Below are 22,208 nucleotides of genomic sequence, written 5' to 3'. Positions count from 1 at the left end.
CGCATTCCCCCAGTACTTGATACCTATGATTCGGTTCAGTCGCGGCGCCTACTGCCAACGCGTACGTACGAACTCCTCAAGGCGAGTAGTGGCTACGAAGACGGCAATCGCCACGACTACAACTACCAGACAGATTGTCCAGACTTTGATCACGAGCAAATCATCCAGCGCGACATACAGAAGCGACGCCAGCCCGGGCGTACCCATTAGGTATTCGGCGACGAGGGCCGCGAGGATCGACGTTGCCGCCGAGATGCGGATCGACGTTGCGAGCGACGGGAGCGATGCCGGTATCACAAGCCGCCGGAAAGCCACGCGCCTGCTCGCTCCCGCGACCTCGAAGAGCGCTTCGGCACCACCTGGAAGCGTTCGCATTCCCGTCGAGACGAGCACGTAGGTCGGGAAGAAGCAGACTACTGAGCAGATCACGAGGGCACTCGTCGTGCCGTAGCCCAGCACCAACGCCAGTACCGGCACCAACGTGACGAATGGCATCGAGCGGAGCACCAGCGCGAGCGGCGTGAGGAGCCCGCCGAGCAGCGGCAAGTACCAACCGCACGCCGCCATCGCGTATCCGGCGCACACGCCACAGACGAGGCCCACGGCAGCGGTCGCGAGGGTGTCGCCGAGCGGCGCGAGGTAGAAGATCGGCTGAGAGAAGAACTCCCCAACCACCGGAGCCGGCCCGGGCACGATGACCGAGTTCACGCGTCCGGCCACCACGACGACCTCCCAGAGCACGACGACCAGAGCGACCACCCACCACCGTCGCAGAACGCCCAGAGCGAGCGATCCCAGATTCAACGGAACCGCCGCCTGGTGGCGAATTGCAGTGCCGAGGCAACTGCGAACGCCAATACTGAGAGCAGCGTGGTTAACAATGATGCCGCCCACATCTGCACGATCTGGTAGTTCTGGGCCGAGCTGATGATCACGAGGCCAAGGCCGCGCGGTGCGCCGAACCACTCGCCGAGGACGGCTCCAAGCACCGCGCCCGGCGCGCCGAGTCGAAGGGCGTCGAGCAACCCTGGGACTGCGGCAGGGATCTGCAGGCGCCGTAGACGTTGCAGCCTGCTGGCGCCGAGGACGCTAAAGAGATCCTGGTGGGTGCTCTGCGCAGCGCCAAGCGCTGCCGATGCAGTGATGTAGACAGGAAAGAAGGTGGCGAGCGCGGCAAGAGCAATCGGGGTCGTCGCGCGTCCGAGCGCCAGGGTCAGCACCGGCGCGATACCGATCCCCGGGATCGAGTGCACCGTCGCCGCGCTCCGATCGATTCCTTCTCGAGCGAATTGGAGGCTGTAGCGCAATGCTGCCGCAACCACGGCACAGCCACCCCCGATCGCGAGCCCAGCCAGCGCGGAGAGCGCAGTCGCCCCCACAGCGGGGGCCAATATCGGTCGCTCGGTCGCACTCCCGATCGTGGCGAGCACCGAGGAGAGCGACGGAAGCGTCTGGCCGAACGCTGCGGTCGCGCCAAGCATCTGCCAGAGCCCGAGCAGAAGCGCGGTTCCGAGGGCGTACTGCAGCGCCATCGAGACACGCGTGCTCATCGCGCGGCTGACTCCGCTTCGTCGAGCGCTTCCTCGAGTTCGACCTGGAGCCTCTGGAAGACCGGAGACGCAATCATGTCTCGCGTGCGTGGCCGATCGAGCGAGATCGGCACCCGGCGCAGGATCCGACCTGGACCGCGACTCATGACGACGACCTCATTGCTCAGAAGCACCGCCTCATCTACCGCATGGGTGACGAGAACCGTGGTGACGCGAGTTTCATCCCATATGCGACCGAGCTCGACGTTGAGGTGCCGCCTCGTAATCGCGTCAAGTGCGCCGAACGGTTCGTCCAGCAAGAGCACGTCTGGGGCAAGGGCGAGGGCCCGGGCAAGCGCGACCCGTTGACGCATGCCTCCCGACAACTGCTTGGGACGAGATCCCTCGAAGCCGTTGAGTCCGATCATTGCGACGAGATCGGCGACACGGTGCTGATCGATCGGGCGCTTGGCGAGATGGAAGGGAAGGGCGATGTTCTCTACGACGTTCGCCCACGGCAGCAACGCGTGCTCCTGGAAGGCGAAGCCGACACGGTGCCCTTGCACCAGCTCGCGCGGTGCAGCACCGTCGATGAGCACCGACCCCCTCGTCGGCGCCTCGAGCCCGACGAGAATGCGAAGCAATGTAGATTTCCCGCACCCCGAAGGCCCGATCAACGACACGAAGGAGCCAGCGGGAATCTCGAGATCAATGTCATGCAGCGCGACGAACCGCTGACGGCGGCGGATGGAGAACTCCTTGTCAACTCCGCGCAGCACGATGTGGCCGCCGCGGGATCCTGGTGGATTCAAGGCGGTCTGCGCGTGACTGGTCACGCCCTTCTCCCATACGTCGACTCGCAGACCGCTGTCGCTCATTGGGTCCGCTCCAGCTGCTCGGTGACCTCAGCGGCGTCGCGATCGACGTCAAGGAATTCCAACGTGACGTCAACGATTCCGTCTCTCCGGTAGGCGAACTCGCCGCGACCGGCGTACGCGGCTGAGATCTGCGACGCGCGGTCACAACCGATGTCCATGCCGTAGAAGGCAGGTTGGCGCGCTACGGCGGGTAGGTACTGAGCGGCGACCTGTTGGCCGGAGACCTCAAGAATGACCGAACCCCCGGGGGGTTCGGCGGGGCGGAACTCCATCGCGATGTCCACCTCGCCAAGTGGCAGCTTGCCAGCCGCCTGGCAGGTAACGCGCTCGCCGATGAGCACGTGCTCGAAGACCAATTCCTCGTCGAGCACGTAGAGCACGTAACCGCCATAACACGTACCGCTTGCGAGCAGAACACCATCGTCGCCCGGGCGACGGTCGGCAAGGCGCAGCGTGATCCGCACGGGTCGCGCGCTGCCGCAGATCCCGCTCGTGAACGAGAGGTGGCTCTGGGTCGGCAAAAATCGCCAGCAGCGGCGCCACCGCGCTCGGCGGGGATCCCGCATCATCAGCATCTGTCTGAGCGGACGGTCATCAAGAGGATAGACGTCGAAGCGCAACGCCTCCTCGTGCCAACGCCGTTGTAGCGACGCCAGAAGCTCCGGTTCCCGCTCCGCCAGATCGTGACACTCTGCGAAGTCGACGCGTGTGTCATAGAGGCGCCAGCGGTCCTGTTCAAAGGGCGATCCCGGCCGATGACGAGCAACCGCCTTCCATCCGTCGTGCCAGATTGCACGGTGACCGAGCATCTCGAAGTACTGCGTCCGTGTCTCCCTCGGCGGCGCGCCGCACAGCGCCGAACGAAGTGAGCGACCATGCATCGCGCGGCCGGCGTCGCTGTCCATGCAACCCGCAGCCTCAAGGATCGTCGGCGCGATGTCGATCACGTGCGCAAAAGCTCGGCTGACCGCCTGAGACTCGGTCACGCCCGGCCAGCGCACAATGCACGGCGAACGCACCCCGCCAAGATCCACGTACTGCTTGTAGAGCCGAAATGGCGTGTTGGAGGCCATCGCCCAGCCTGTGGCGTAGTGTGCCGGTCCAGTACGAGAGCCGATCTCGGCGATCGGGATGGCGCTTGCGGTCGGGTCGTGACCGAGATTGTTATAGAGCGCGATCACACTCGCGGCGCCTGTTCTGCCACCGTCCCCGGCAGCGCCGTTGTCGGAGAAGACGATGACGATGGTCTCCCCCAGCAGGTCTTGCTGCTCCAGCCAGTCCACAAGCCTGCCGAGCTCTGCGTCGGCGTGCTCGAGGTATCCGGCGTAAGCCTCCTGACACGCCACCGAGCGGCGGCGCTCCTCCTCGCTCAGCGCCGCCCAGCGGGGCACCTCGGCGTCGTGCTCGGTCAGCTCGGTACCCGGCGGAACCACGCCGAGCGCTATTTGGCGCTCTAAGCGCGCGGCCCGAGTGGCCTCCCAGCCCGCGTCGAAGGTGCCCCGGTAGCGCTCACGATACTGCCGCGGCGCCTGGAACGGCGCGTGCGTCGCGCCGAAGGCAAGTTGGAGGAAGAACGGGTTGTTCGGCCGAAAGGCCACGTGGTCGCTGAGAAAGCCGATGGCGTGGTCAACGAGATCAGCGCTCAGGTGGTAGTCGTCTCCACCTGGGTGCACCGCGGGAGAATTGTCGCTGATCAGCTCGGGCGCGAACTGGTCGCTTGCACCGCTCAGGAAGCCGTAGAAGCGGTCAAATCCGCGTGCCAGCGGCCAATTCCCGAAGGGTCCCGCCGGCGTGAGCTCCTCCTGGGGCGCGAGGTGCCACTTGCCCGAGAGATACGTGCCATACCCGCGCTCACGCAGCACCCCAGGAAGCGTCGGAACCCCGAGCGGGAGTCGTGCCCGAGCGTTTGGGAAGCCGGTGTCGGCCACCGCCAGGAAGCGCATTCCGACGCTGTGATGGTTCCGGCCCGTCAGCAGACAGGCTCGCGTCGGCGAGCACAGCGGCGTCACGTGAAAGTTCGTGAGCTTCGTGCCACTAGCCGCCAGGCGATCGACGGTGGGCGTTGCGATCTCTGAGCCGAAGCATCCGAAATCGGCCCAGCCCGTATCGTCGAAGACGACGATCACGACATTCGGTGCGCCGTTGCGGCGTTGTGGCTCCGGCCAATACGGTGTCGACCGGTCCACCGTCGTGCCCACAACGCCGCCAAAAGTCGGTTGGTCGTTCATAGGGGTGTCCCAGCCCCACTGACCGACGGGCGCTGCCAGCGATGGACCGTACGCAACACTCGGACATCGAAGACTCCGGTCGCGTAGTAGTTGCGTGAGAAGATGACTGGCCGGTCCGTGTCGTCGTAGGACACTTGGACACCAACCATCACCGGGAACGGCTGGCGCTGACGCATGCGCTCGGCCATTTCATCACTCGCTAATTCCGCGGTGAGATGTGCTTCCATTCGCACCACTCGACACCGAGCCGCGTCGTACAGCAGGCCCAGCAGCCCTTGGTCGACATCCTTCAACGGGGTGAGGTCGAGCTCCCGACCGTTGACGCGACTGGGCACCCAGTCCTGCAGGGTGACCGCTGGCACCCCGTCGGCGGCGAAAGTGCGGTCGAGCCACCACGCCTCCTCGCCTTCCCGGAGGCCCAGCGCAACCGCGGCCTCCCGAACGCAGGGGCGACGCTCGACCACTGCGACGGTGAGCGTGGGTTCGCGGCCCGACCCACGGATCATGTCCCGAACCGGTACGAACTCCAGCAGCTGCGACGGCGACGGAGGCGTCCGATCGCGCACGAACGTACCGACTCCCCAGCGCCGCACGAGCAGCCCCTCACTCCACAGCAGCCAGAGGGCCTCGCGCAGCGTATTGCGGCTCACGCCGAGCTGTTCGGCGAGCTCGCTCTCCGCCGGGATCCGCTCACCGGGACTCGAGTTGCGAGCGATGAGCGCGCGCAACTCGGCGGCCACGTCGACTGCCAGCCGGCTTCTCTCCCGCATCTCTCCCCTAAGAGGTTGGACGTCTGGACTTCGGACGTCTAGGGTAGGTAGTAGAGCACCTGGCGAGAGCGCGAGTCAAGGTTCGCTGGACCTACAGCGAGGAGGGCGGATGGCATCGAGGCCGAACATCGTCGTCGTCATGACTGACGACCACGCGCAGTGGGCGCTCGGATGCTCGGGCAATCGAGAGATCCGTACGCCAACCCTCGACTATCTCGCGCGCACCGGGGTTCGATTCGACAACGCCTTCTGTGCCACCCCGGTGTGCTCGCCGGCGCGCGCCTCGTTCTGGACAGGGAAGATCCCCTCCCAGCACGGCGTGCACGATTACCTCGCCGATCCGGTGGTGAAGAGCGGCGAGCACCCGGGAATTGCCGGGCACCGCACCTTGGCGGTCTCACTGCACGCTGCCGGATACGCAACCGGCTTCAGCGGCAAGTGGCACCTCGGTGACGCGTCGAGACCCGCTCCCGGATTCGACTACTGGTTCGCACAGTCCGCTCCACTCGAACCCGAGGGAATGTACTCCCCGTGGCCGAGCGCAGCGCCTCCGAAGTACTTCGAACGCCACGCCATCACCGATCATGCCATCGAGTTCCTCCGCCGTAGGCCCCCTGAGCAGCCGTTCTTCCTCTTCATCGGCCACTTCGCGACCCACAGCCCGTGGAGCGGGCACCCGGAACGACTTGTCGAGCAGTACCGCTCCTGCTCGTTTGACGACATCCCCGCCGACGTCACTCATCCTTTCGGTCGCCCTACTTCCGAGTCGCTCTATCGAACCCGGGAGCACCCGCGCGAGGCGCTCGCCCAGTACTACGCAGCGGTGTCGGAGATTGACGAGCAGCTCGGGCGCGTCCTCGACGAACTCGACGACCAGGGGCTCCGAGAGCACACTCTCGTCGTCTATACCAGCGACCACGGCCTCAATGCTAGCCACCACGGGTTGTGGGGAAAGGGAAACGCGACTCATCCCTATAACATGCTCGAAGAGTCAATCCGCATCCCGATGATCGTCAATGCTCCGGGTCAGATCCTCGGCGGTCAGGTGCGTTCCGAATTCGTCGGCCACTGCGATCTCCACCTGACCCTGGCAGAGTTCGCGGCCTTACCAGCGCCCACCGATGTCGACCTCCCCGGCCGCTCCTTCGTCGACTTGCTCGTCGGCAAGCCAATCCCAGACTGGCCAGATATCGCGTTCGGCGAGTACGGAGATCTGCGTATGGCACGAAGCCGCAACCACAAGCTGATCCTGCGGGCGGGGCATGGTGCCGACGAACTATTCGACCTCATGGTCGATCCACGCGAGACGACGAACCGCATCAACGATCCGATGCTTGATCGGATTCGCGATCACCTCGCGTCCGCTATCGCCGAGTACTTCGAGCGCTACGAGGACCCTGCGCACTCAGGCCTTCGCGTCCGCGAGTTACCCCGACACAACGGCGACGAGGCGTGGCGCTTCGATGGACCGTACGCACTGTATGACGAGCCCTGGTTCTTGAAGGGCGTTGCCGACGAGGATCGAGCATGAAGCGGAATGTCCTGCTCATCACGGCCGATCAGCTCCGGCATGACGCCCTGCACTGCACCGGTAATCCCGTCGTTCGGACGCCGAACCTCGATTCCATCGCTCGAAGCGGCGTGCGCTATGAGCGGGCGTACGTACCGAATGTCACCTGCACCCCGTCGCGATCGAGCTTGTTGACGGGACAGCTACCTCATACGCATGGCGCCTGGGCCGTCGGGGTGCCGCTTCCAACCGACGCGCCGTCGGTGGCTTCGTACCTCAACGCTGCGGGTTACCACACTGCGCTGATCGGCAAGGGGCACTTTGAACCGTCATACGATCCCGAGCTGCGCTACGACGAGGAACGTCTCGCACATGAGGACGCGCACGGTCCGTATCGCGGCTTCGACACCGTGAGCTTTGCCGGACACGGCCCCTTCGACGGGCATTACGGTCGCTTCCTTCAGCGCGAGCACCCCGAGTGGGTCGGAGGATTCCTCAACCTGCGCCGACGCGCTGCCCATCCAACCAACGGCTTCGGAGGCGACACCGGCGCGCCCGATCTCGTCAACAATCCCGTCCCGACCGAGCTCTATCACACCTCGTGGGTGGCGCAGCAGACTGTGGAGTACCTCGCGGGCCTACCCGACGGTGAGCCGTGGTTCGTATGGATGAGCTTCCCAGACCCGCATCATCCGTGGGATCCGCCTGACGAAGAACGCCACCGTGTCCCGTGGCGTGAGCGACCGCTGCCCGAGTACTACCCGGGAAACCTTGCGCGCTGCAGGGAGATCCTGGCGCGAAAGCCCGACCACTGGCTCGGCTTCTTCGAAGGCACATTCACCGGTGAGTGCAGTCGTGGCGACTGGGCGGCGAACCAGCTCACCGCAGATCAGCTGCGCGAGATCTCCGCTACGATCGACGTCGAAGTAGAGCTCATTGACGACGCAATCGGTACCGTGCTCAAGGAACTCGAACGGCGCGGCTGGGGCGCGAATACCGACATCATCGTGACGGCAGACCACGGCGACTTTCAGGGCGAGTTCGGCTTGCTTTTCAAAGGCGGCTTCCATTGCGACGCTTTGATGCGCGTCCCGTTGCTGTGGCGACCGGCTCCGGCAATGGGTATCGCCCCGGCCGTAGTGTCCACGTCAGTGCCATTGATCGACGTGACCGCGACGATCGCAGCGGCTTGCGACACCGCGCCACCGGCGTGGATCGAGGGGCTGCCGCTGCCCTGCACCGAGGCAACCGCAGCCGTACGTCCGATCATCATTACCTATGACAGCCCGAGCTCTGCCGTCGGCATGCATTTGAGAACGATCCGCCTTGACCCGTTCACCTGCACGGTCTACGAGCCGAGCACAATCGGCATCCCGACGGGCCATCCTCCCCGGCTGGCGGGATACACCATCGCCAACGCGAGCACGGTCTCGTATCGCGGCACCGAGGGCGAACTCTACGACCTAAGCGAGGACCCGAGGGAGTGGGACAATCGCTGGAACGACCCCGCGATGGCCACAGTTCGAGCGGAACTCATCGCCACCTTGTACCGCGTGCTCCCGCCGCGGCGCGATCCATGGCCCCAGGTCGAGGCACCGGTTTGAACCCAGCCGCAGGTCACGACGCGCCAGCCACGTCAGGACTCGTCGTTGTCGTGGGCTCGATCAACGTCGACTACGTGGTCGAGGTCGCGCACCTTCCGACACCGGGCGAGACGGTCACCGGCGGGCGCCAGTCCGTTCATCCCGGAGGCAAGGGAGCGAACCAGGCAGTCGCCGCGGCGCGCAGTGGGGCCCAGGTGGAACTCATCGCTCGTGTCGGCACTGATGACGCCGGCGTTGCCCGTATCGCCCAACTCAAGAACGAGGGCGTCGGGACGACGTTCGTCGCGACTACAGAGGGCAAGGCAACCGGAACGGCTGTCGTGCTCGTCGCCGCCGACGGCGAGAACGCGATCGTCGTCTCCCCTGGCGCCAATCAGTGTCTCGATGTGGGCGACATCGAACGGGCCGCTGCCCTCCTCATCGACGCCACGCTGCTCGTCATGCAAACCGAGGTGCCACTATCGGCGATTCAGCGAGCAGCAGAGCTCGTTGGCCCCGACACCATCCGCGTTCTTAACTGCGCCCCCTACATCCCGCTTGCCCCCGAGCTCCTCGAACTCGTCGACGTCTTGATCGTCAACGCCGTCGAAGCGCTCCAACTTCTCGGTGAACCCACGACCAGCGATCTCGATCCGGCCCGAGTGGCCGAACGGTTGCGCGACCTCGGTCCACCGATCGTCGTGATCACTCGTGGGGCCGAGGGCGCCCTAGCGGCGACCGACCGCGGAATCGTGCAGGTACCTGCTCCGCCCACGCTCGTCGTCGACACGACCGGTGCCGGTGACGCCTTCGTAGGTGCATTCAGTGCCCGCCTCGCTGCTCATGCGTCAATGGCCGAAGCGCTGAATTTCGCAGTGGCCGCCGGTTCGCTCACCTCCGAACATCCCGGCGCGCTCCCGAATATTCCCCCGTTGCCCATGACCGAATCCCCGTGAACTGCTCCACCCGTTGCGCGAGTCCGAGCCCCCACGATGGGGGAAGCAGGACAGCACACGACGCAGCGCTGCAGCCTCGTCTGTTATCGATGATGTCCTGTCGAGATGCATTCGCGCGCCCGTGCTCGCCAGCCTAAGCCACACCTTCAAGTCCTAATCCACGCTCCAAGCCCCCGTATCACTTCTTCTTAAGGCTCGCCAGATGCCCGGGTAGGGGTTCGCTCACGGAGACGTCGCCGCCTGGCCACGGTGATGAAGCGGCTGGTCGGCCTAGGCCGAGGAAGAGGCGCGTTGGTGGCAATGCTTCGCCTTCCGCCTACTGCCACACGGGCAGTCATCGTTGCGCTTTGCCTCAGCGATCTGCCTCTTGATATCGGAAGCGGGACGGCCAGCGCGGATGAGGTCGGCCATGGTCCGCAACGGAGCATCGACGCGGCGAAAGAATGCCTTATAGCCGGCACAGAGGTAGTTGAGACCCTCCTCTCCATCAGGAGAAAGCGCGAACCGGTTCTTCGGGCACTCCCCCCAGCATGCGGAGAGAACCTCGCACTCCCTGCAGTACCGAGGCAGACTGTCGCTTTTAGCCCTGCCGAAGCGCCGTTGACGATCACTGCCTACGAGTTCAACAAGATGCGTCTCGTGCAGGTTGCCAAGCCGGTGCTTGGGGTCGACGAAGTGGTCACAGGAATAGACGTCGCCGTTGTGCTCAAGGGCGACGGCGGCGCCACAGGTCTCGGCAAACACGCAGAGCCCAGCCGGTAAGCCGAGAACAGGTCCGAGTATGGCATCGAATGTCTGGACGAAGACGTCGCCGACGTCACGACCGACCCACTCGTCGAAGACTGCAATCAGGAAGTCCCCCCAGGCAATCGGCGAGACGCTGCGCTCGCTCACAGCGCTTCCGTCTGCTGCCGTCGGCCGGTGCTCGACGATCGGGATGAATTGGATGACGAGCGCTCCGCACTCATCGCGAAGGTATCGATAGACCCGCAGTGGCTCACCGACATTGCCGGCATGCACGGTGCAGAGTACATTGTATTCGACGTCGTGGCGACGAAGCGCCAAGAGGCCTGCGAGGACACGATTCGAAGTCGGCTTGCCGCGCTTATCGACCCGAAAGCGGTCGTGTAGATCCGGTGGACCGTCAATGCTGACGCCGACCAGGAATCCGTGCTCGGCGAGGAAGATTGCCCAGTCTTCGTTGAGAAGGGTAGCGTTGGTCTGCAACGTGTGCTGAATCCGCTGCCCTGGGCGACGGTAACGCTCGACGGTTTCGACCATTCGGCGGAAGAACGCAAGCCCCATCAGCGTTGGCTCGCCGCCCTGCCAGGCAATCGTCACTCGCGGACCATTCTGGGACTCGAGTACCTGGCGGACGTACGCCTCCATGGTGTCTTCTTGCATGCGAAAGCGTGCGCCGGGGTAGAGCGCCTCCTTCTCGAGATAAAAGCAATAGCTGCAGTCGAGATTGCAGATTGCCCCTGTGGGCTTGGCCATCACATGAAAGGCCGCAGGCGCGCCCTCCGGCCGCGGCGATGGCAGGGGCGGGAAGCCGGACCGCCGGCGAAGCGTCACTTCCGTCAAAGGCGCCGACCCCCTGACTCACGCTGCACGCAGTACGAGAACACGCGCGAATCGTAGTTGCTCGTTCCGGCAATCACAGCTCAGAGAGCTCGATCTCCTTGCAGACGAACTGGACAGCCGGCCTGCAACAGTCCGAGGTTGGAAGTCTCCCCGGTTCAGCTCCTTCGACGTGTCGATGTCGAGCGCCTGGTCGACCACGGTGCGCGATCCTGCCGAAAGCGGATACCGAATCCGGAGGAGTCCGGACAGCGCTCCGGAGGGTTCCGGACAGCTGAGCTGAGCGCGTGCGCACAGCGAGCCAGGGAGGCGAGCGTCGCCTTGCACTCACCGAAACGATCAGCGCGCCCACCAGCGGCGATGAGTCTCGCCAATCCCTCCTAGACACCCCACGGCCCGAAGCCGTCAAGCGGCCGCCGCGATGGAGGGTGGCCACGCACGGCTCTCGTCGTAGAGCTCACCGTGCTCGAGGCAGTGGTGCAAGATGCCGACGAGGCGATTGCCGAGCTGGCGGAGCGCTTGGCGATGGCCCTTGCCGCGTCTGCGGAGCTTGTCGTAGTAGGCGCGGGCTCCGGGCGAGTGGGTGAGGGCGCAGAACGCCCACTGGTCGCACGCGCTGGCAAGGCGTCGGTTCTTCGCATGGCGCGCGAGGACGACGAAGCTGCGGCCAGACGCCTTGGTGATCGGCGACGTGGCGGCGTAGTTCTTGCGAGACTTGGCGCTGGCGAACCGAGTCCGGTCATCACCGAACTCGCCGAGCACCCGGGCGCCGAGGACCGTCCCGAGTCCTGGCTGGGAGCGGACGACCTTGGCGTCCGGGTGCTTGTCAAAATGCTCTGACAGCGCGTGCTCGAGGGCGTCGATCTCAGCGTTGAACGCCTTGATGAGGGCGACGGCCGAGCGGGCGATCGTGCCAGAGGCCATGGTGAGCGTCGCCGGAGCTTCGAGGTGCTCGGCCCGCAGCGCCGCTTGGATCGCTGCGGCGCGACGCTCGAGGTTGCGCGTCCTGCCGCCTCTGCGCAGTGCTGCGGCGATCTTCGAGCGCGACAGCTGGCGTCCGAGCTCGGGGGTCGGAGCGATCTCGAGCACCGCCAGCGCGTCTCGGCTCGACAGGTCGGTGCCGAAGGCGACGAGTGCACCGGGGTAGTACTCGCGCAGCGCGCTGCGGAGCGCGTTCACCTGACGCTGGCGGCCCCAGATCGCCGACTGGTGCGCCCGCGCCAGCAGCTTCACGGCCTCGGCGAGCTCGGAGTCCCCGGCGATCGGGCGGTGGTTGTGGCGGTCCGTCCTGACCAGGTCGGCGAGCATCTTCGCATCGCCGGCGTCGGACTTCGCGCCCGAGACGGCGTGACGCTCGCGATAGCGGGCAGCCGCCATCGGGTTGATCGCATAGAGCTGATAGCCGGCAGCGACCAGCGCGTTCACGAGCAGGCCGCGGTCGGTCTCGATGCCGACCACGATCTCCTCCTCGTCTGCAGCGTGCTCGGCGACGAGCTCGTGGAGCTCCGAGATCCCGACCACGCTGTCGGCGACCCGGCGCTTGGCGAGCACCGCTCCGTCCTCGGCGAGCACGCAGCACTCGTGGTGGTCCTCGGCCCAGTCCACTCCGACAAAGAGCACCGCTCCTCCTCTCTCTCGACCATCGACGAGCCCGAGGAGTGATGCGGCGACCTAATGGATCAGTGCTCGAGGCACGACACCCCACCAGCCGTCCAACTCCTCACCGCCTGGCGGGGCACGCTCTAGCAGTAGAGCTCGAAGCTCGGGAGCACGCAGTGCTCACCGCCAGGTGGCTCGGAGACCAGCCTCCCACCGGAGGCCGTTCCGCTCCCATTAGGGGCGCACGGCGACGGCGAGGAGCGCCTGCAGCTTGAGCTGCGTCTCGGCGAGCTCGGCGTCGGGGTCGGAACCGGCGACGATGCCGACGCCGGCGAACAGGCGAGCCGTCGTGCCTCGCACGAGCGCGGAGCGGATGCCGATCCAGAACTCCCCGTCGCCGGACGCCTGGACGAAGCCGACGGGCCCGGCGAACCGATCGCGCTCGAGGTCCTCGTGCTTCGCGAGGTACTCGAGCGCGGCGTCGCGCGGCGTGCCGCCGACCGCGGGCGTCGGGTGGAGCGCGGCGGCGATCTCGAGCGCGCTCGGGCGCGGGCTGCTCGCCAGCTCGCCCTCGACGCGCGTCGCGAGGTGGGCGACGTTGCGCAGCTCGAGCAGGTGCGGACGCTCCTCGGCTCGAACCGTGCGGCAGAACGGCGCCAGGCCGGCGGCGATGGCCTCGACCACGAAGGCGTGCTCGCGACGCTCCTTGGCCGAGTCCCGGAGGGCCCGAGCGAGGCGTGCGTCCTCGTCGGGGTCGCCGCTTCGCGGCGTCGTCCCCGCGAGGGGCTGCGAGGTCACCGTCGCGCCGTCGACGCGGCAGAGCAGCTCGGGACTCGCCCCCACGAAGCCGTCGACGGCGAAGCCCAGGCAGGAGGGGTGGAGCGCTCGGAGGCGCTCGAGGAGCGCGGCCTGGCGGAAGGGCCGGTTGGCCCGTACGACGACCTCGCGGGCGAGAACCACCTTGGCGAGCTCCCCGGCTTCGACCGCCCGGACGGCCTCGAGGACGCGACGACGGAAGTCGGCGTGGGGACGAGCCGAGGCGAGACGGAAGGCGTCCGGCGCCTCGTTGGCGTCCGGTACCGAGGGCGGCGCGGCGCCCGGGGCGAGGGGGAAGCGCGCACGCGCCTCGCCGAGCGCGTCCGGCGGTGCGACGACGATCGCGAACGGCGCCGCCCCGGCGCGCGCGACCAGGGCGACAGCGGGGAGGACGAGCTCGCCCGGGGCCTCGCCGCTGAAGGGCAGCGCCCCGAGCGCGATCGGCCCGCCGCTGCGCTCGCCGAGGCCGCCGGGAGCGCCCGGGATGGCGGCGAGGAGCTCGACGGCGCTGCGTGCGGCGCCGGGTCGGGCGAGGCCGGCGCGAAGCTCGAGGCGCGCCGCCTCGCCCCAGGTGAGCACCGAGAGCCACTCGCCCTCGAGCACCCGGCCCGTCGCGTAGGCGTGCGCACGGGCCGGCGCGAGCGCGTCCTCCTCGACCTCGCCCGCGTACCACCTGAGCGCGCCGGGGGGGATCTCGCTGCGCTCGCCGCCGCGCACGAGACGCGCCGGCGAGCTCACGGCCGTGGGTCGGCGAGCAGGGCCGGACCGGCGCGCGTCGCCCGTACCACCTGGGCGAGGCCGCCGGCCAGGCGGCGCCGGGCGACGTCCGTGAAGCCGGCGGACTCGAGGCGGGCGGCGAGGACCTCGGGAGCAGGCAGGTAGGCGAGGGAGCGGGGGAGGTAGCGGTAGGCGGCGGCGTCGGACAAGAGCGCGCCGAGGGCTGGCACCACCCAGGCCATCCAGAGGCCGTGCGCGAGCCGGAGCGGCGCCGAGCGCGGCACGTCGACCTCGAGCAGGACGAGGCGCCCGCCCGGCCGCAGGACGCGCGCCGCCTCGGCGAGGACCGCCTCGAGCGCCGCGAAGTTCCGCACGGAGAAGCCGCTCACCACGCCGTCGAACCGGCCGGTCGGCAGGGGCAGCGCCGCCGCGTCCGCCCGTACGAGCGGCACGCCGAGGGCCCCGGCGGCGGCGAGCATCGCGGCGGAGAGGTCCGCGCCGACGGCCCGGTAGTGCCGGCGCGCCAGCTCGCGCGCGAGGTCGCCGGTCCCGCAGGCGAGGTCGAGGACGAGCGCCCCCGGCGCGAGGCCCAGCTCGTCGAGTGCGCGCCGGCGCCACCCGCTGTCCATCCCGAGGCTCATGAGGCGGTTGAGGAGGTCGTAGCGGGGGGCGATGGTGTCGAAGAGCGCGGCCACCATCGCAGCCTTCTCGTCGCCGGTGGGGAGGTTGCCCGGTGGCGAGGCGGCAGCCGGAGGATCGGTCACCGCTCGCTTGCTCAGCGGAACCAGGTCTTGTAGTAGGAGCGGCTCTGGGGATGCAGGAGCAGGGCGACGAGGGCCACCTCGAACAGGAGGCTCAGGATGCCGCTCGACAGGAGGGCACCGAACGCGACGAGGAGCACGATCGGCACGACGGCGCCGAGGAGCGCCAGGTAGTAGCCCCACCTGCGCGCGTTGGCGATCCCGAAGGCGCCCGCGGCATCGACGACGACGAGGAGGACCTCCGCCACGCCGCCGCCGGCGATCCCGAGGATGAGACCGAGCGCGGCGTTCCAGTAGAGGAGCGCCGCGGCGATCTGGAGGGTCTGGGGGGCGCCGGTCGGGAACCACCGCCGCTCGACCGGATGAGCACGTGCCATTACCTCAGTCTGCCAGCTCCCGGCACCGGCGCGCGCGCCGGGGCACGGTCAGCGCGCCCAGCGCGGGACGAGCTTCCAGGCGGTGGCGAGCTCGGCGTCGCGCTCGGCGAGATCGGGCACCTGCTCGGCGAGCAGGCGCCAGAAGCGCGGGGAGTGGTTGAGCTCGAGACGGTGGCACAGCTCGTGGAGCAAGACGCAGGTGACCAGCGGTTCCGGCAGGAAGAGCAGGTTGCGGTTGAGGCTGATGACCCCGCGCGCCGAGCAGCTGGCCCACCGGGTCCGCTGGGCGCGCACGACCACCGCCGGCACCGCGATGTCGCGTGCCGCCGCGAGCCGGCGGAGCCAGGGTTCGAGCGCAGCGCGGGCGCGGCGCGCGAGGTAGCGGCGCAGCGCAGCCGCGATGGCGTCCGGGTCGGCGCTGCGCCCGGTGACCAGCAGGCGCCCGGGCCCGTGCCCGATGCAGCGAGCCTGCGCGGCTCGGTGCGACGGGGTCGCGTACTCGATCACGACGGTCTCGCCGAGGGCGCGCAGCGCCAGCTGCGTGGGCCGCTCGTGGCGCACCTGCAGCTCGCGCAGCGCGGCGTCGTCGAGCCCGAGGCGAGCCTGCGCTCGGCGCAGCCAGGCGAGCCGGCTCTCGATCGCCCCGGGGGCCGTCGTGGGATCGACGCCTCGCGGGAGGACGACCGTGAGGCCGTCGTGCGGGCTCAGGGTGAGGCGCACGTGCTTGGCCCGCGGGCTGACGCGCACCGAGTAGGGCACGGCAGGCGTGACCGGCGCCGTGCAGCCTGCGGGCGCCGAGCGCTCGCGCCGTGGCGCGGCGCGGCCGTGGACGGCGTGCATCGCCCGACCGTCGCGTACCGGCGCGTGCCGGTCAAGCACCCGAGCGGCGCCGGCGCGCCGGCGCGGGCACTGGCCGGTCGCGAGCGCGGGCGTCGGCAGCGCCGACCGTCGCGACGCCGGTGGCGGGGCCGGCGCGTCCGATCGGTTCTCGGCAACCGCTCGGTACCATGCAGGTAGGTCAGTTGGACGAACTGGCTCTGCAGGAAGGAGGGCTATGCACTTCTTCGCAGGATTCCTGTTCCTCGCCTTCGGCGTCATGGCCCTGACGATGCTCGGCGAGCGCCTCTACCGCCGGGTACGCGAGGGCCGTGCGTTCGTCGCCGGCGGCTGGGGCGTGGCCCTGGCTTGGCTCGCGAACTTCAACATGTGGACGGGCTGGGACATCGCACACCTGCGCTACGCGTGGGTCGGCGTCACGCTGACGGGCGTCGCGCTCGGCGGCGCTGCCCTGCTCGCCTACTCGCTGCTCGGGTTCTTCTTCGGGCTGCACCGGAAGTTCGACGACCAGGCCGAGCAGCTCGAGCGGACCGAGCTGCGACGGGTCGCCTGACCGGAGCGCACGGGAGGCCGCCTCGCGGCCTCCCCGGCGAGAGCGCTCGGCGTCGGTGGCTCGGGCGGGTCCCGAGGGACGAGCGCTCGGCTGGGCCTCCGGGTGACGCGTCACCCGGACGCTTCGGTGCGAGCGGGGCGTGACCTCCCGCCCGTGCGCGCGCCGGGCGCATCGCGACGCGGCGTCGGCGCGCGGGCAGCGAGCTGCCCGCACGCCGCATCGATCTCGCGGCCGCGCGTGCGCCGGATGGTCGCGTTGACGCCGAGTTCCTCGAGGGCGCGGCGAAAGGCCCGCACCCGAGCGGGCGGGCTCGGGGCGAGGCCGCCGGCCGCGCCCGAGGCGGTCGGGTTCAACGGGATCAGGTTGACGTGGGCGCGCAGCGGCCCCGCGAGGCGCGCGAGCTGCGCGGCGTCCGCCCCAGCGTCGTTGACGCCGTCGATGAGCGCCCACTCGAAGGAGATCCGCCGCCTGCGCCGAGCGAGGTACTCCTCGCAGGCAGCTCGCAGCGCGGCGAGCGGGTAGCGCCGGTTCAGAGGCACGAGCCGGTCGCGAAGCTCGTCGTTCGCGGCGTGGAGGGACACGGCGAGGTTGACGGGCAGCGCCGCCTCGGCGAGACGTCGGATGCCCGGGACGACACCCACGGTCGAGATCGTGATGTGGCGCGCGCTGAGGCCGAGGTGCCGGACGGCGCGGCTCGTCGCGTCCCAGACGGCATCGAAGTTGGCGAGCGGCTCGCCCATCCCCATGAAGACGACGTGGTCGAGGCGCCTGCCTCCCGCGGCGGCCGCTCGGGCGGCGCGGACGATCTGCTCGAGGATCTCGCCTGCCGTCAGCTGGCGCTCGTAGCCGGCCTGGCCGGTCGCGCAGAAGGTGCACGCCATGGCGCAGCCCGCCTGGGACGAGACGCAGACCGTGGAACGCGACGGCGCGTGGAGGAGCACCGTCTCGATCCGGGCGCCGTCGGCGAGCGAGAAGAGCCACTTGAGCGTCTGGCCACCCTCGGCGCGAGCCTCGCGCACGACGGCCAGCGCGGGAGCGAGCTCGGGTGCCGCCGCGAGGCGAGCGCGCAGCGACTTCGGGAGGTCGGTGAGCTCGGCCGGCTCGGCAAGTCGCCGGTACAGGCCGTGGACGACCTGGGCGACGCGATAGGGCGGCTCGCCGTCGAGGAGGCGAGCGAGCTCCCGCTCGTCGAGGTCGTAGCGGCTCACGGTCCCCGCGCCACGTCGACGACGTAGGCCCGGTCGTGGTGGTGGACGCGGAACCCGAACCGGCGGTAGAGGCCGAGCGCGGCGACGTTGTCGGCGTCGACGTAGAGCATCGCCTGGGGGAGGCCGAGCGCCTCGAGGTGGGCGAGTCCGGCGCGAAGCACGCCGGTGCCCAGGCCGCGGCCGGCGTGTGCGGGGTCGACGCCGATCACGTAGATCTCCCCTGCCGGGGGGTCGCCCGGGTGCACCTTGGTCCAGCAGAAGGCGACGAGCTCGCCCGCCTCCTCGTGCAGCAGGAAGCCGGCGGGGTCGAACCAGGGCTGGGCCATGCGGCGTGCCAGGGTCGACGCGTCCCAGGCACCCTGCTCGGGGTGGGCGCGAAAGGCGCGGTTGTTCAGCGCCAGCCACGCGACGTCGTCCACGCCGGGCCGGAAGGGCCGGGTCGCGACGGGGGGGATCGCGGCGATGGCTCCCTCGAGGGGGAGGCGCCGTCGCAGCTGGAGGAGCTCCCGGCCCCGCGCGAGCCCGAGCTCGGCCGCGACGAGGTCGTCGGCCTCGGTGGGCTTGGGGACCCACAGGTGGACGTGGCCGCCCCCCTGCCGCGCGACCTCGGCGAGCGCCTCCGCGACGAGGGCGCGCTGGACCTCGCCCTTCGGGTCCCGCCAGGCGGGGTGGACGACCACCTCGAGCCCCCAGGTGGCCGTGCCTCGGGAGAGCTGGGCGTAGCCGACGAGCTGGCCGTGGTCCTGCTCGCGCGCGACGAATCCCGCGAAGCCCTCGCGCCCGCCGTGGACGAGGTCGAGCCACTTGTGCTCGCCGAGGGCGGCGTGGTGGTCGAACCGCTCGGCCGCGTTCGCCAGGGCGGCGATCGCCGCGAGATCGTCCTCGCCCATCCGGCGCTTCACCTCGACGTGGTGCATGGCAAGAGGCTAGGCACGAGCGCGACGTGGGCGAGCGGCCGTAGGCTGTGGAGGTGGCGTCCCCCGGCTCGCTCGAGCGGCGCGCGCTCGAGATCGCCGCTCGGCTGGAGAAGGAGTACCCGGGCAGCGCGACGCAGCTGTGCGCCCTGCGCCACGCGAACGCCTACGAGCTGCTCGTCGCGACGATCCTCTCGGCGCAGTGCACGGATGAGCGGGTGAACGCAGTCCTCCCCGAGCTGCTCGCTCGCTACCCCGAGCCGGCTGACCTCGCCGGCGCGCCGCCCGAGGCGCTCGAGGCGATCATCCGGCCGACGGGCTTCTACCGGGCGAAGGCGGCGAGCCTCACCGGCATGGCGCGCGGCCTCGTCGAGCGCTTCGGGGGCGAGGTGCCGACCGACCTCGCCGACCTCGTCACGCTGCCGGGCGTCGGGCGCAAGACCGGCAACGTCGTGCGGTCGGTCGCCTTCGGCCTGCCCGGCCTGCCCGTCGACACGCACGTCAGGAGGCTGGCACGCCGGCTCGGGCTCACGACGTCGGAGGACCCCGAGCGCATCGAGTCCGACCTGTGCGGCCTGCTGCCGGAGGCGCAGTGGGGCGCCTTCAGCCTCCGGCTCATCCTCCACGGCCGGCGCGTCTGCAGCGCGCGGCGCCCTCGCTGCGACGCGTGCGTCCTGGCGGACCTGTGCCCGTCGGCCGGCCGGGTCGACCCGCGACCCCCTCCCGCCGCCCGGCGCGTCAGCGTCTCGGGCTGACGAGGCGCTCGAGGCGGCGGCCGGCCGCCGAGAGGGAGCGCTCGATGACGAAGAGCTCCCCCGCGAGGCTGTCGTCCCGGCGGCCGGCCGCGTCCTGCGCGATGGCCGCGATCCTCGTCGTGACCTGGTCGAGGAGGGCAGCGAGGGAGGAGAGCTCGGAGCGGTCGGTCGCCACGCCACCATCCTTGCCGAGCTCGGGCCGGGCGCGCCGCTCGCCTTCGCTACGCTGCCGGCCATGCTGCGCACGCTGGACCTGCGGGGCAGGCCACCCGGATCGGCCATCGAGCTGCCGCGTCCGGACCTCGGCGGGGCGGAGCCGGTGGCCGCGGTGCGCGAGATCCTCGCCGGCGTGCGGGCGCGCGGTGACGCCGCGCTGCGCGAGTACACGCTCGCCTTCGACGGCGTGCGCCTCGACGAGCTGCGCGTCGACGACGCCGCCGTCGCCGCGGCGCCGTCCCGGATCGACCCGGACCTCCGCCTCGCGCTCGAAGCGGCGCGCGACGCCGTGGCCTCCTTCCACGAGCACCGGCCGTCGCCGCCGCCCCCGTTCCGCCGCGCCGGCATCACGGTCCGGCGGCTCGACCTGCCCGTCGAGCGCGTCGGCGTCTACGCGCCGGGCGGCCGGGCGAAGTACCCCTCGAGCGTGCTCATGACCGCGGTGCCGGCGAGAGTCGCGGGCGTGGGCGCCATCGCGTGCTGCGTGCCCCCCTCGCCCGACGGCAGCGTCGCGGACGAGCTGCTCGCCGCCGCCGCGATCGCGGGCGTCGACGAGGTCTACCGTGTCGGCGGCGCCCAGGCCATCGGGGCGATGGCGTACGGCACGGAGTCGATCGCGAAGGTCGACGTCGTCGTCGGTCCGGGGTCGCGCTGGGTCTCGATCGCGCAGCGGGAGGTACGCGGGGTGGTCGGCGTGCCCGCCGCCTTCGCCGGTCCCTCGGAGGTCGTCGTCGTGGCGGACGCATCGACGCCGGTCGACTACGCGGCGATCGACCTCGTCGTGCAGGCAGAGCACGGTCCCGACGGGCTGGCGTGGCTCGTCACCTGGTCGCCGGCGGTGGCGGCAGCCGTGCGCGACGCCGTCGCCCGCCTCGTCGCCGCCTCGCCGCGTGGCGAGGAGACGAGCGCCACCCTCGCCCAGGGGGGCTACGCCGTCCTCGTCGACGGCCCGGAGGAGGCGCTCGCCGTGGCGAACGCGATCGCGCCGGAGCACCTCGAGCTGCTGACGGCCGACCCGGAGGCCCTCGTGCCGCTCGTGCGCCACGCGGGGGCCGTCTTCCTCGGCCCGCTCGCGCCGGCCTCGATCGGCGACTACCTCGCCGGGCCGAGCCACGTGCTGCCCACCTTCGCGACGGCGCGCTTCGCGAGCGCGCTCGGGGTGGAGGACTTCGTGCGGCGCGCCCACGTGATCGAGGTCTCGACGGAGGGGATGGAGGGTGCGTGGCGCCACGTCGCCGCGCTCGCCACGGCCGAGGGGCTGCCCGCGCACGCCGAGTCGGTCCGCCTGCGCGCGGGCAGGGCGACCTGGGGTGCTCGTTGAGCGAGACCCGACGCGGCGCTCCGCGCCCGGACCTCGCCCTGCTGCCCGGGTACCACTCGCCCCAGCTCGAGGTGGCGGTGCGCCTGAACACGAACGAGGCGCCCGAGCCGCCGCCGCGAGCCTTCGTCGCGGCGCTCGCGGCCGAGCTCGGGCGCCTCGAGCTCCACCGGTACCCGGACCGAGGCGCGCGCGCCCTGCGCGCCCGGCTGGCAGCTGCGCACGGTCTCGAGCCAGGACAGGTCTTCTGCGCCAACGGCTCGAACGAGGTGATCCAGTCGATCCTCCTCGCGTACGCGGGCGCCGGGCGCTGCGCGGCCGTCTTCGAGCCGACCTACGCCCTGCACTCGCACATCGCCCGCATCACGGGGACCGCCCTCGCGACGGGGGAGCGAGGGGAGGACTTCCTCGTCACCGAGCGGGAGCTCGCCCGGGTCCTCGGGGCCGAGCCGGCCCCGGCGGTCACCTTCCTCTGCTCGCCGAACAATCCGACCGGCCGCCTGGAGCCGCGCGCGACCGTGGAGGCGGCGCTCGCCGCGGCACCGGGCCTCGTCGTCGTCGACGAGGCCTACGGTCAGTTCGCGCCCTGGTCGGCGGTCGACCTGCTCGCATCGAACCCGCACCTCGTCGTGGTGCGCACGTTCTCGAAGACCTGGTCCCTCGCCGGGCTCCGCCTCGGCTACGCGCTCGCCGACGAGTCGGTCGTGGCCGCCTTGGAGCAGGTGGCCCTCCCGTACCACCTCGACGCCGTCAAGCAGGTCGCCGGCCGGCTGGCGCTCGACTTCGAGCAGGAGATGCACGCGCGCGTCGCCCGGCTCGTCGACGAGCGCGGCAGGCTCGCCGCGAGGCTCGTCGACCTCGGGCTCGAGGTGGTGCCGTCGGACGCCAACTTCATCCTCTTCCGGGTGCGCGACCGGGACGCCCGCAGCGTCTGGCAGGCCCTCGTGGACCGGTCGATCCTCGTGCGCGACGTCTCGAGCTGGCCCCGGCTCGCGGGCTTCCTGCGCGTCACGGTCGGCACGCCGGCCGAGAACGACGCGTTCCTCGCGGGGCTCGCGGCCGCGCTCGCCTGAACGTGCCGCGCCCCGCGGATCTGGGAGGC

At 69.9% G+C, this 22,208-nt stretch carries 21 protein-coding genes; 7 read left to right on the top strand and 14 right to left on the bottom strand.

What is annotated here, in order from left to right:
* Positions 1-48: 48 nt before the first annotated feature.
* From VKV23_04535 to VKV23_04515, 5 genes are read right to left on the bottom strand one after another with little or no spacing between them, the layout of a single operon-like run.
* Positions 49-759 carry an ABC transporter permease subunit gene (locus tag VKV23_04535; protein HLI15304.1) on the bottom strand — a complete coding sequence of 237 codons (711 nt, stop codon included), beginning with the start codon at positions 757-759 and terminating at the stop codon, positions 49-51.
* 41 nt (positions 760-800) lie between these two features.
* Complete coding sequence (locus VKV23_04530) at positions 801-1,550, bottom strand: ABC transporter permease subunit (protein HLI15303.1); 750 nt, start codon at positions 1,548-1,550, stop codon at positions 801-803.
* A complete protein-coding gene (locus VKV23_04525; protein ID HLI15302.1) occupies positions 1,547-2,407 on the bottom strand; it encodes an ABC transporter ATP-binding protein in 861 nt (286 codons plus the stop codon). The genes VKV23_04530 and VKV23_04525 overlap by 4 nt, the downstream gene beginning before the upstream one ends.
* Positions 2,404-4,635, bottom strand: coding sequence for an arylsulfatase (locus VKV23_04520; protein ID HLI15301.1), 2,232 nt, complete (start codon positions 4,633-4,635; stop codon positions 2,404-2,406). The genes VKV23_04525 and VKV23_04520 overlap by 4 nt, the downstream gene beginning before the upstream one ends.
* On the bottom strand, positions 4,632-5,405 hold the full coding sequence (locus VKV23_04515) for a GntR family transcriptional regulator (protein HLI15300.1): 774 nt from the start codon (positions 5,403-5,405) through the stop codon (positions 4,632-4,634). Before VKV23_04515 ends, VKV23_04520 begins: the two co-directional genes overlap by 4 nt.
* 109 nt (positions 5,406-5,514) lie before the next feature.
* Here VKV23_04515 and VKV23_04510 point away from each other — a divergent pair, with 109 nt between their 5' ends.
* From VKV23_04510 to VKV23_04500, 3 genes are read left to right on the top strand one after another with little or no spacing between them, the layout of a single operon-like run.
* Entirely contained in the window at positions 5,515-6,936 is a 1,422-nt protein-coding gene (locus VKV23_04510) for a sulfatase-like hydrolase/transferase (protein HLI15299.1), read from the top strand.
* Positions 6,933-8,519, top strand: a complete 1,587-nt coding sequence (locus VKV23_04505; GenBank protein HLI15298.1) for a sulfatase-like hydrolase/transferase — start codon at positions 6,933-6,935, stop codon at positions 8,517-8,519. Before VKV23_04510 ends, VKV23_04505 begins: the two co-directional genes overlap by 4 nt.
* 50 nt (positions 8,520-8,569) lie before the next feature.
* The gene (locus VKV23_04500; protein HLI15297.1) at positions 8,570-9,454 is read left to right on the top strand and encodes a ribokinase; all 885 of its coding nucleotides are present in this window, start codon (positions 8,570-8,572) and stop codon (positions 9,452-9,454) included.
* Between the two features lie 270 nt (positions 9,455-9,724).
* Here the strand turns inward: VKV23_04500 and VKV23_04495 are convergent, their stop codons facing one another.
* From VKV23_04495 to VKV23_04470, 6 genes are all read right to left on the bottom strand, one after another.
* Positions 9,725-10,951: an anaerobic sulfatase maturase gene (locus VKV23_04495; GenBank protein ID HLI15296.1), complete on the bottom strand. Its 1,227-nt coding sequence runs from the start codon at positions 10,949-10,951 to the stop codon at positions 9,725-9,727.
* A gap of 489 nt (positions 10,952-11,440) precedes the next feature.
* Positions 11,441-12,655: an IS110 family transposase gene (locus VKV23_04490; protein ID HLI15295.1), complete on the bottom strand. Its 1,215-nt coding sequence runs from the start codon at positions 12,653-12,655 to the stop codon at positions 11,441-11,443.
* A 213-nt stretch (positions 12,656-12,868) separates the two neighbouring features.
* A complete protein-coding gene (locus VKV23_04485; GenBank protein ID HLI15294.1) occupies positions 12,869-14,188 on the bottom strand; it encodes an isochorismate synthase in 1,320 nt (439 codons plus the stop codon).
* The gene (locus tag VKV23_04480; protein HLI15293.1) at positions 14,185-14,931 is read right to left on the bottom strand and encodes a ubiquinone/menaquinone biosynthesis methyltransferase; all 747 of its coding nucleotides are present in this window, start codon (positions 14,929-14,931) and stop codon (positions 14,185-14,187) included. Before VKV23_04480 ends, VKV23_04485 begins: the two co-directional genes overlap by 4 nt.
* Before the next feature lie 11 nt (positions 14,932-14,942).
* Positions 14,943-15,305 carry a hypothetical protein gene (locus VKV23_04475; protein ID HLI15292.1) on the bottom strand — a complete coding sequence of 121 codons (363 nt, stop codon included), beginning with the start codon at positions 15,303-15,305 and terminating at the stop codon, positions 14,943-14,945.
* 48 nt (positions 15,306-15,353) lie between these two features.
* The gene (locus tag VKV23_04470) at positions 15,354-16,145 is read right to left on the bottom strand and encodes a M48 family metallopeptidase (GenBank protein HLI15291.1); all 792 of its coding nucleotides are present in this window, start codon (positions 16,143-16,145) and stop codon (positions 15,354-15,356) included.
* 214 nt (positions 16,146-16,359) lie between these two features.
* Here VKV23_04470 and VKV23_04465 point away from each other — a divergent pair, with 214 nt between their 5' ends.
* Positions 16,360-16,695: a hypothetical protein gene (locus tag VKV23_04465; protein ID HLI15290.1), complete on the top strand. Its 336-nt coding sequence runs from the start codon at positions 16,360-16,362 to the stop codon at positions 16,693-16,695.
* Between the two features lie 110 nt (positions 16,696-16,805).
* On the opposite strand, the gene rlmN is transcribed toward VKV23_04465, so the two are convergent.
* Together rlmN and mshD are read right to left on the bottom strand one after the other, a co-directional pair.
* Positions 16,806-17,903, bottom strand: coding sequence for a 23S rRNA (adenine(2503)-C(2))-methyltransferase RlmN (gene rlmN, locus VKV23_04460; GenBank protein ID HLI15289.1), 1,098 nt, complete (start codon positions 17,901-17,903; stop codon positions 16,806-16,808).
* Entirely contained in the window at positions 17,900-18,820 is a 921-nt protein-coding gene (mshD, locus tag VKV23_04455) for a mycothiol synthase (protein ID HLI15288.1), read from the bottom strand. The genes rlmN and mshD overlap by 4 nt, the downstream gene beginning before the upstream one ends.
* A gap of 53 nt (positions 18,821-18,873) precedes the next feature.
* Here mshD and nth point away from each other — a divergent pair, with 53 nt between their 5' ends.
* Entirely contained in the window at positions 18,874-19,572 is a 699-nt protein-coding gene (nth, locus tag VKV23_04450) for an endonuclease III (protein ID HLI15287.1), read from the top strand.
* Here nth and VKV23_04445 read toward each other — a convergent pair.
* A complete protein-coding gene (locus tag VKV23_04445) occupies positions 19,556-19,747 on the bottom strand; it encodes a hypothetical protein (GenBank protein ID HLI15286.1) in 192 nt (63 codons plus the stop codon). The two genes, nth and VKV23_04445, sit on opposite strands and share 17 nt — an antisense overlap.
* A gap of 60 nt (positions 19,748-19,807) precedes the next feature.
* Here VKV23_04445 and hisD point away from each other — a divergent pair, with 60 nt between their 5' ends.
* Together hisD and hisC are read left to right on the top strand one after the other, a co-directional pair.
* Positions 19,808-21,109, top strand: coding sequence for a histidinol dehydrogenase (gene hisD / locus VKV23_04440; GenBank protein ID HLI15285.1), 1,302 nt, complete (start codon positions 19,808-19,810; stop codon positions 21,107-21,109).
* Positions 21,106-22,179: a histidinol-phosphate transaminase gene (hisC, locus tag VKV23_04435; protein ID HLI15284.1), complete on the top strand. Its 1,074-nt coding sequence runs from the start codon at positions 21,106-21,108 to the stop codon at positions 22,177-22,179. Before hisD ends, hisC begins: the two co-directional genes overlap by 4 nt.
* Positions 22,180-22,208: the final 29 nt, after the last annotated feature.

The sequence above is a fragment of the Acidimicrobiales bacterium genome (assembly GCA_035294085.1).
Lineage (GTDB): Bacteria > Actinomycetota > Acidimicrobiia > Acidimicrobiales > Bog-793 > DATGLP01.
The sequence above is the reverse complement of the archived record's forward strand: the minus strand, read 5'-3'. Positions and strand labels throughout refer to the sequence as shown.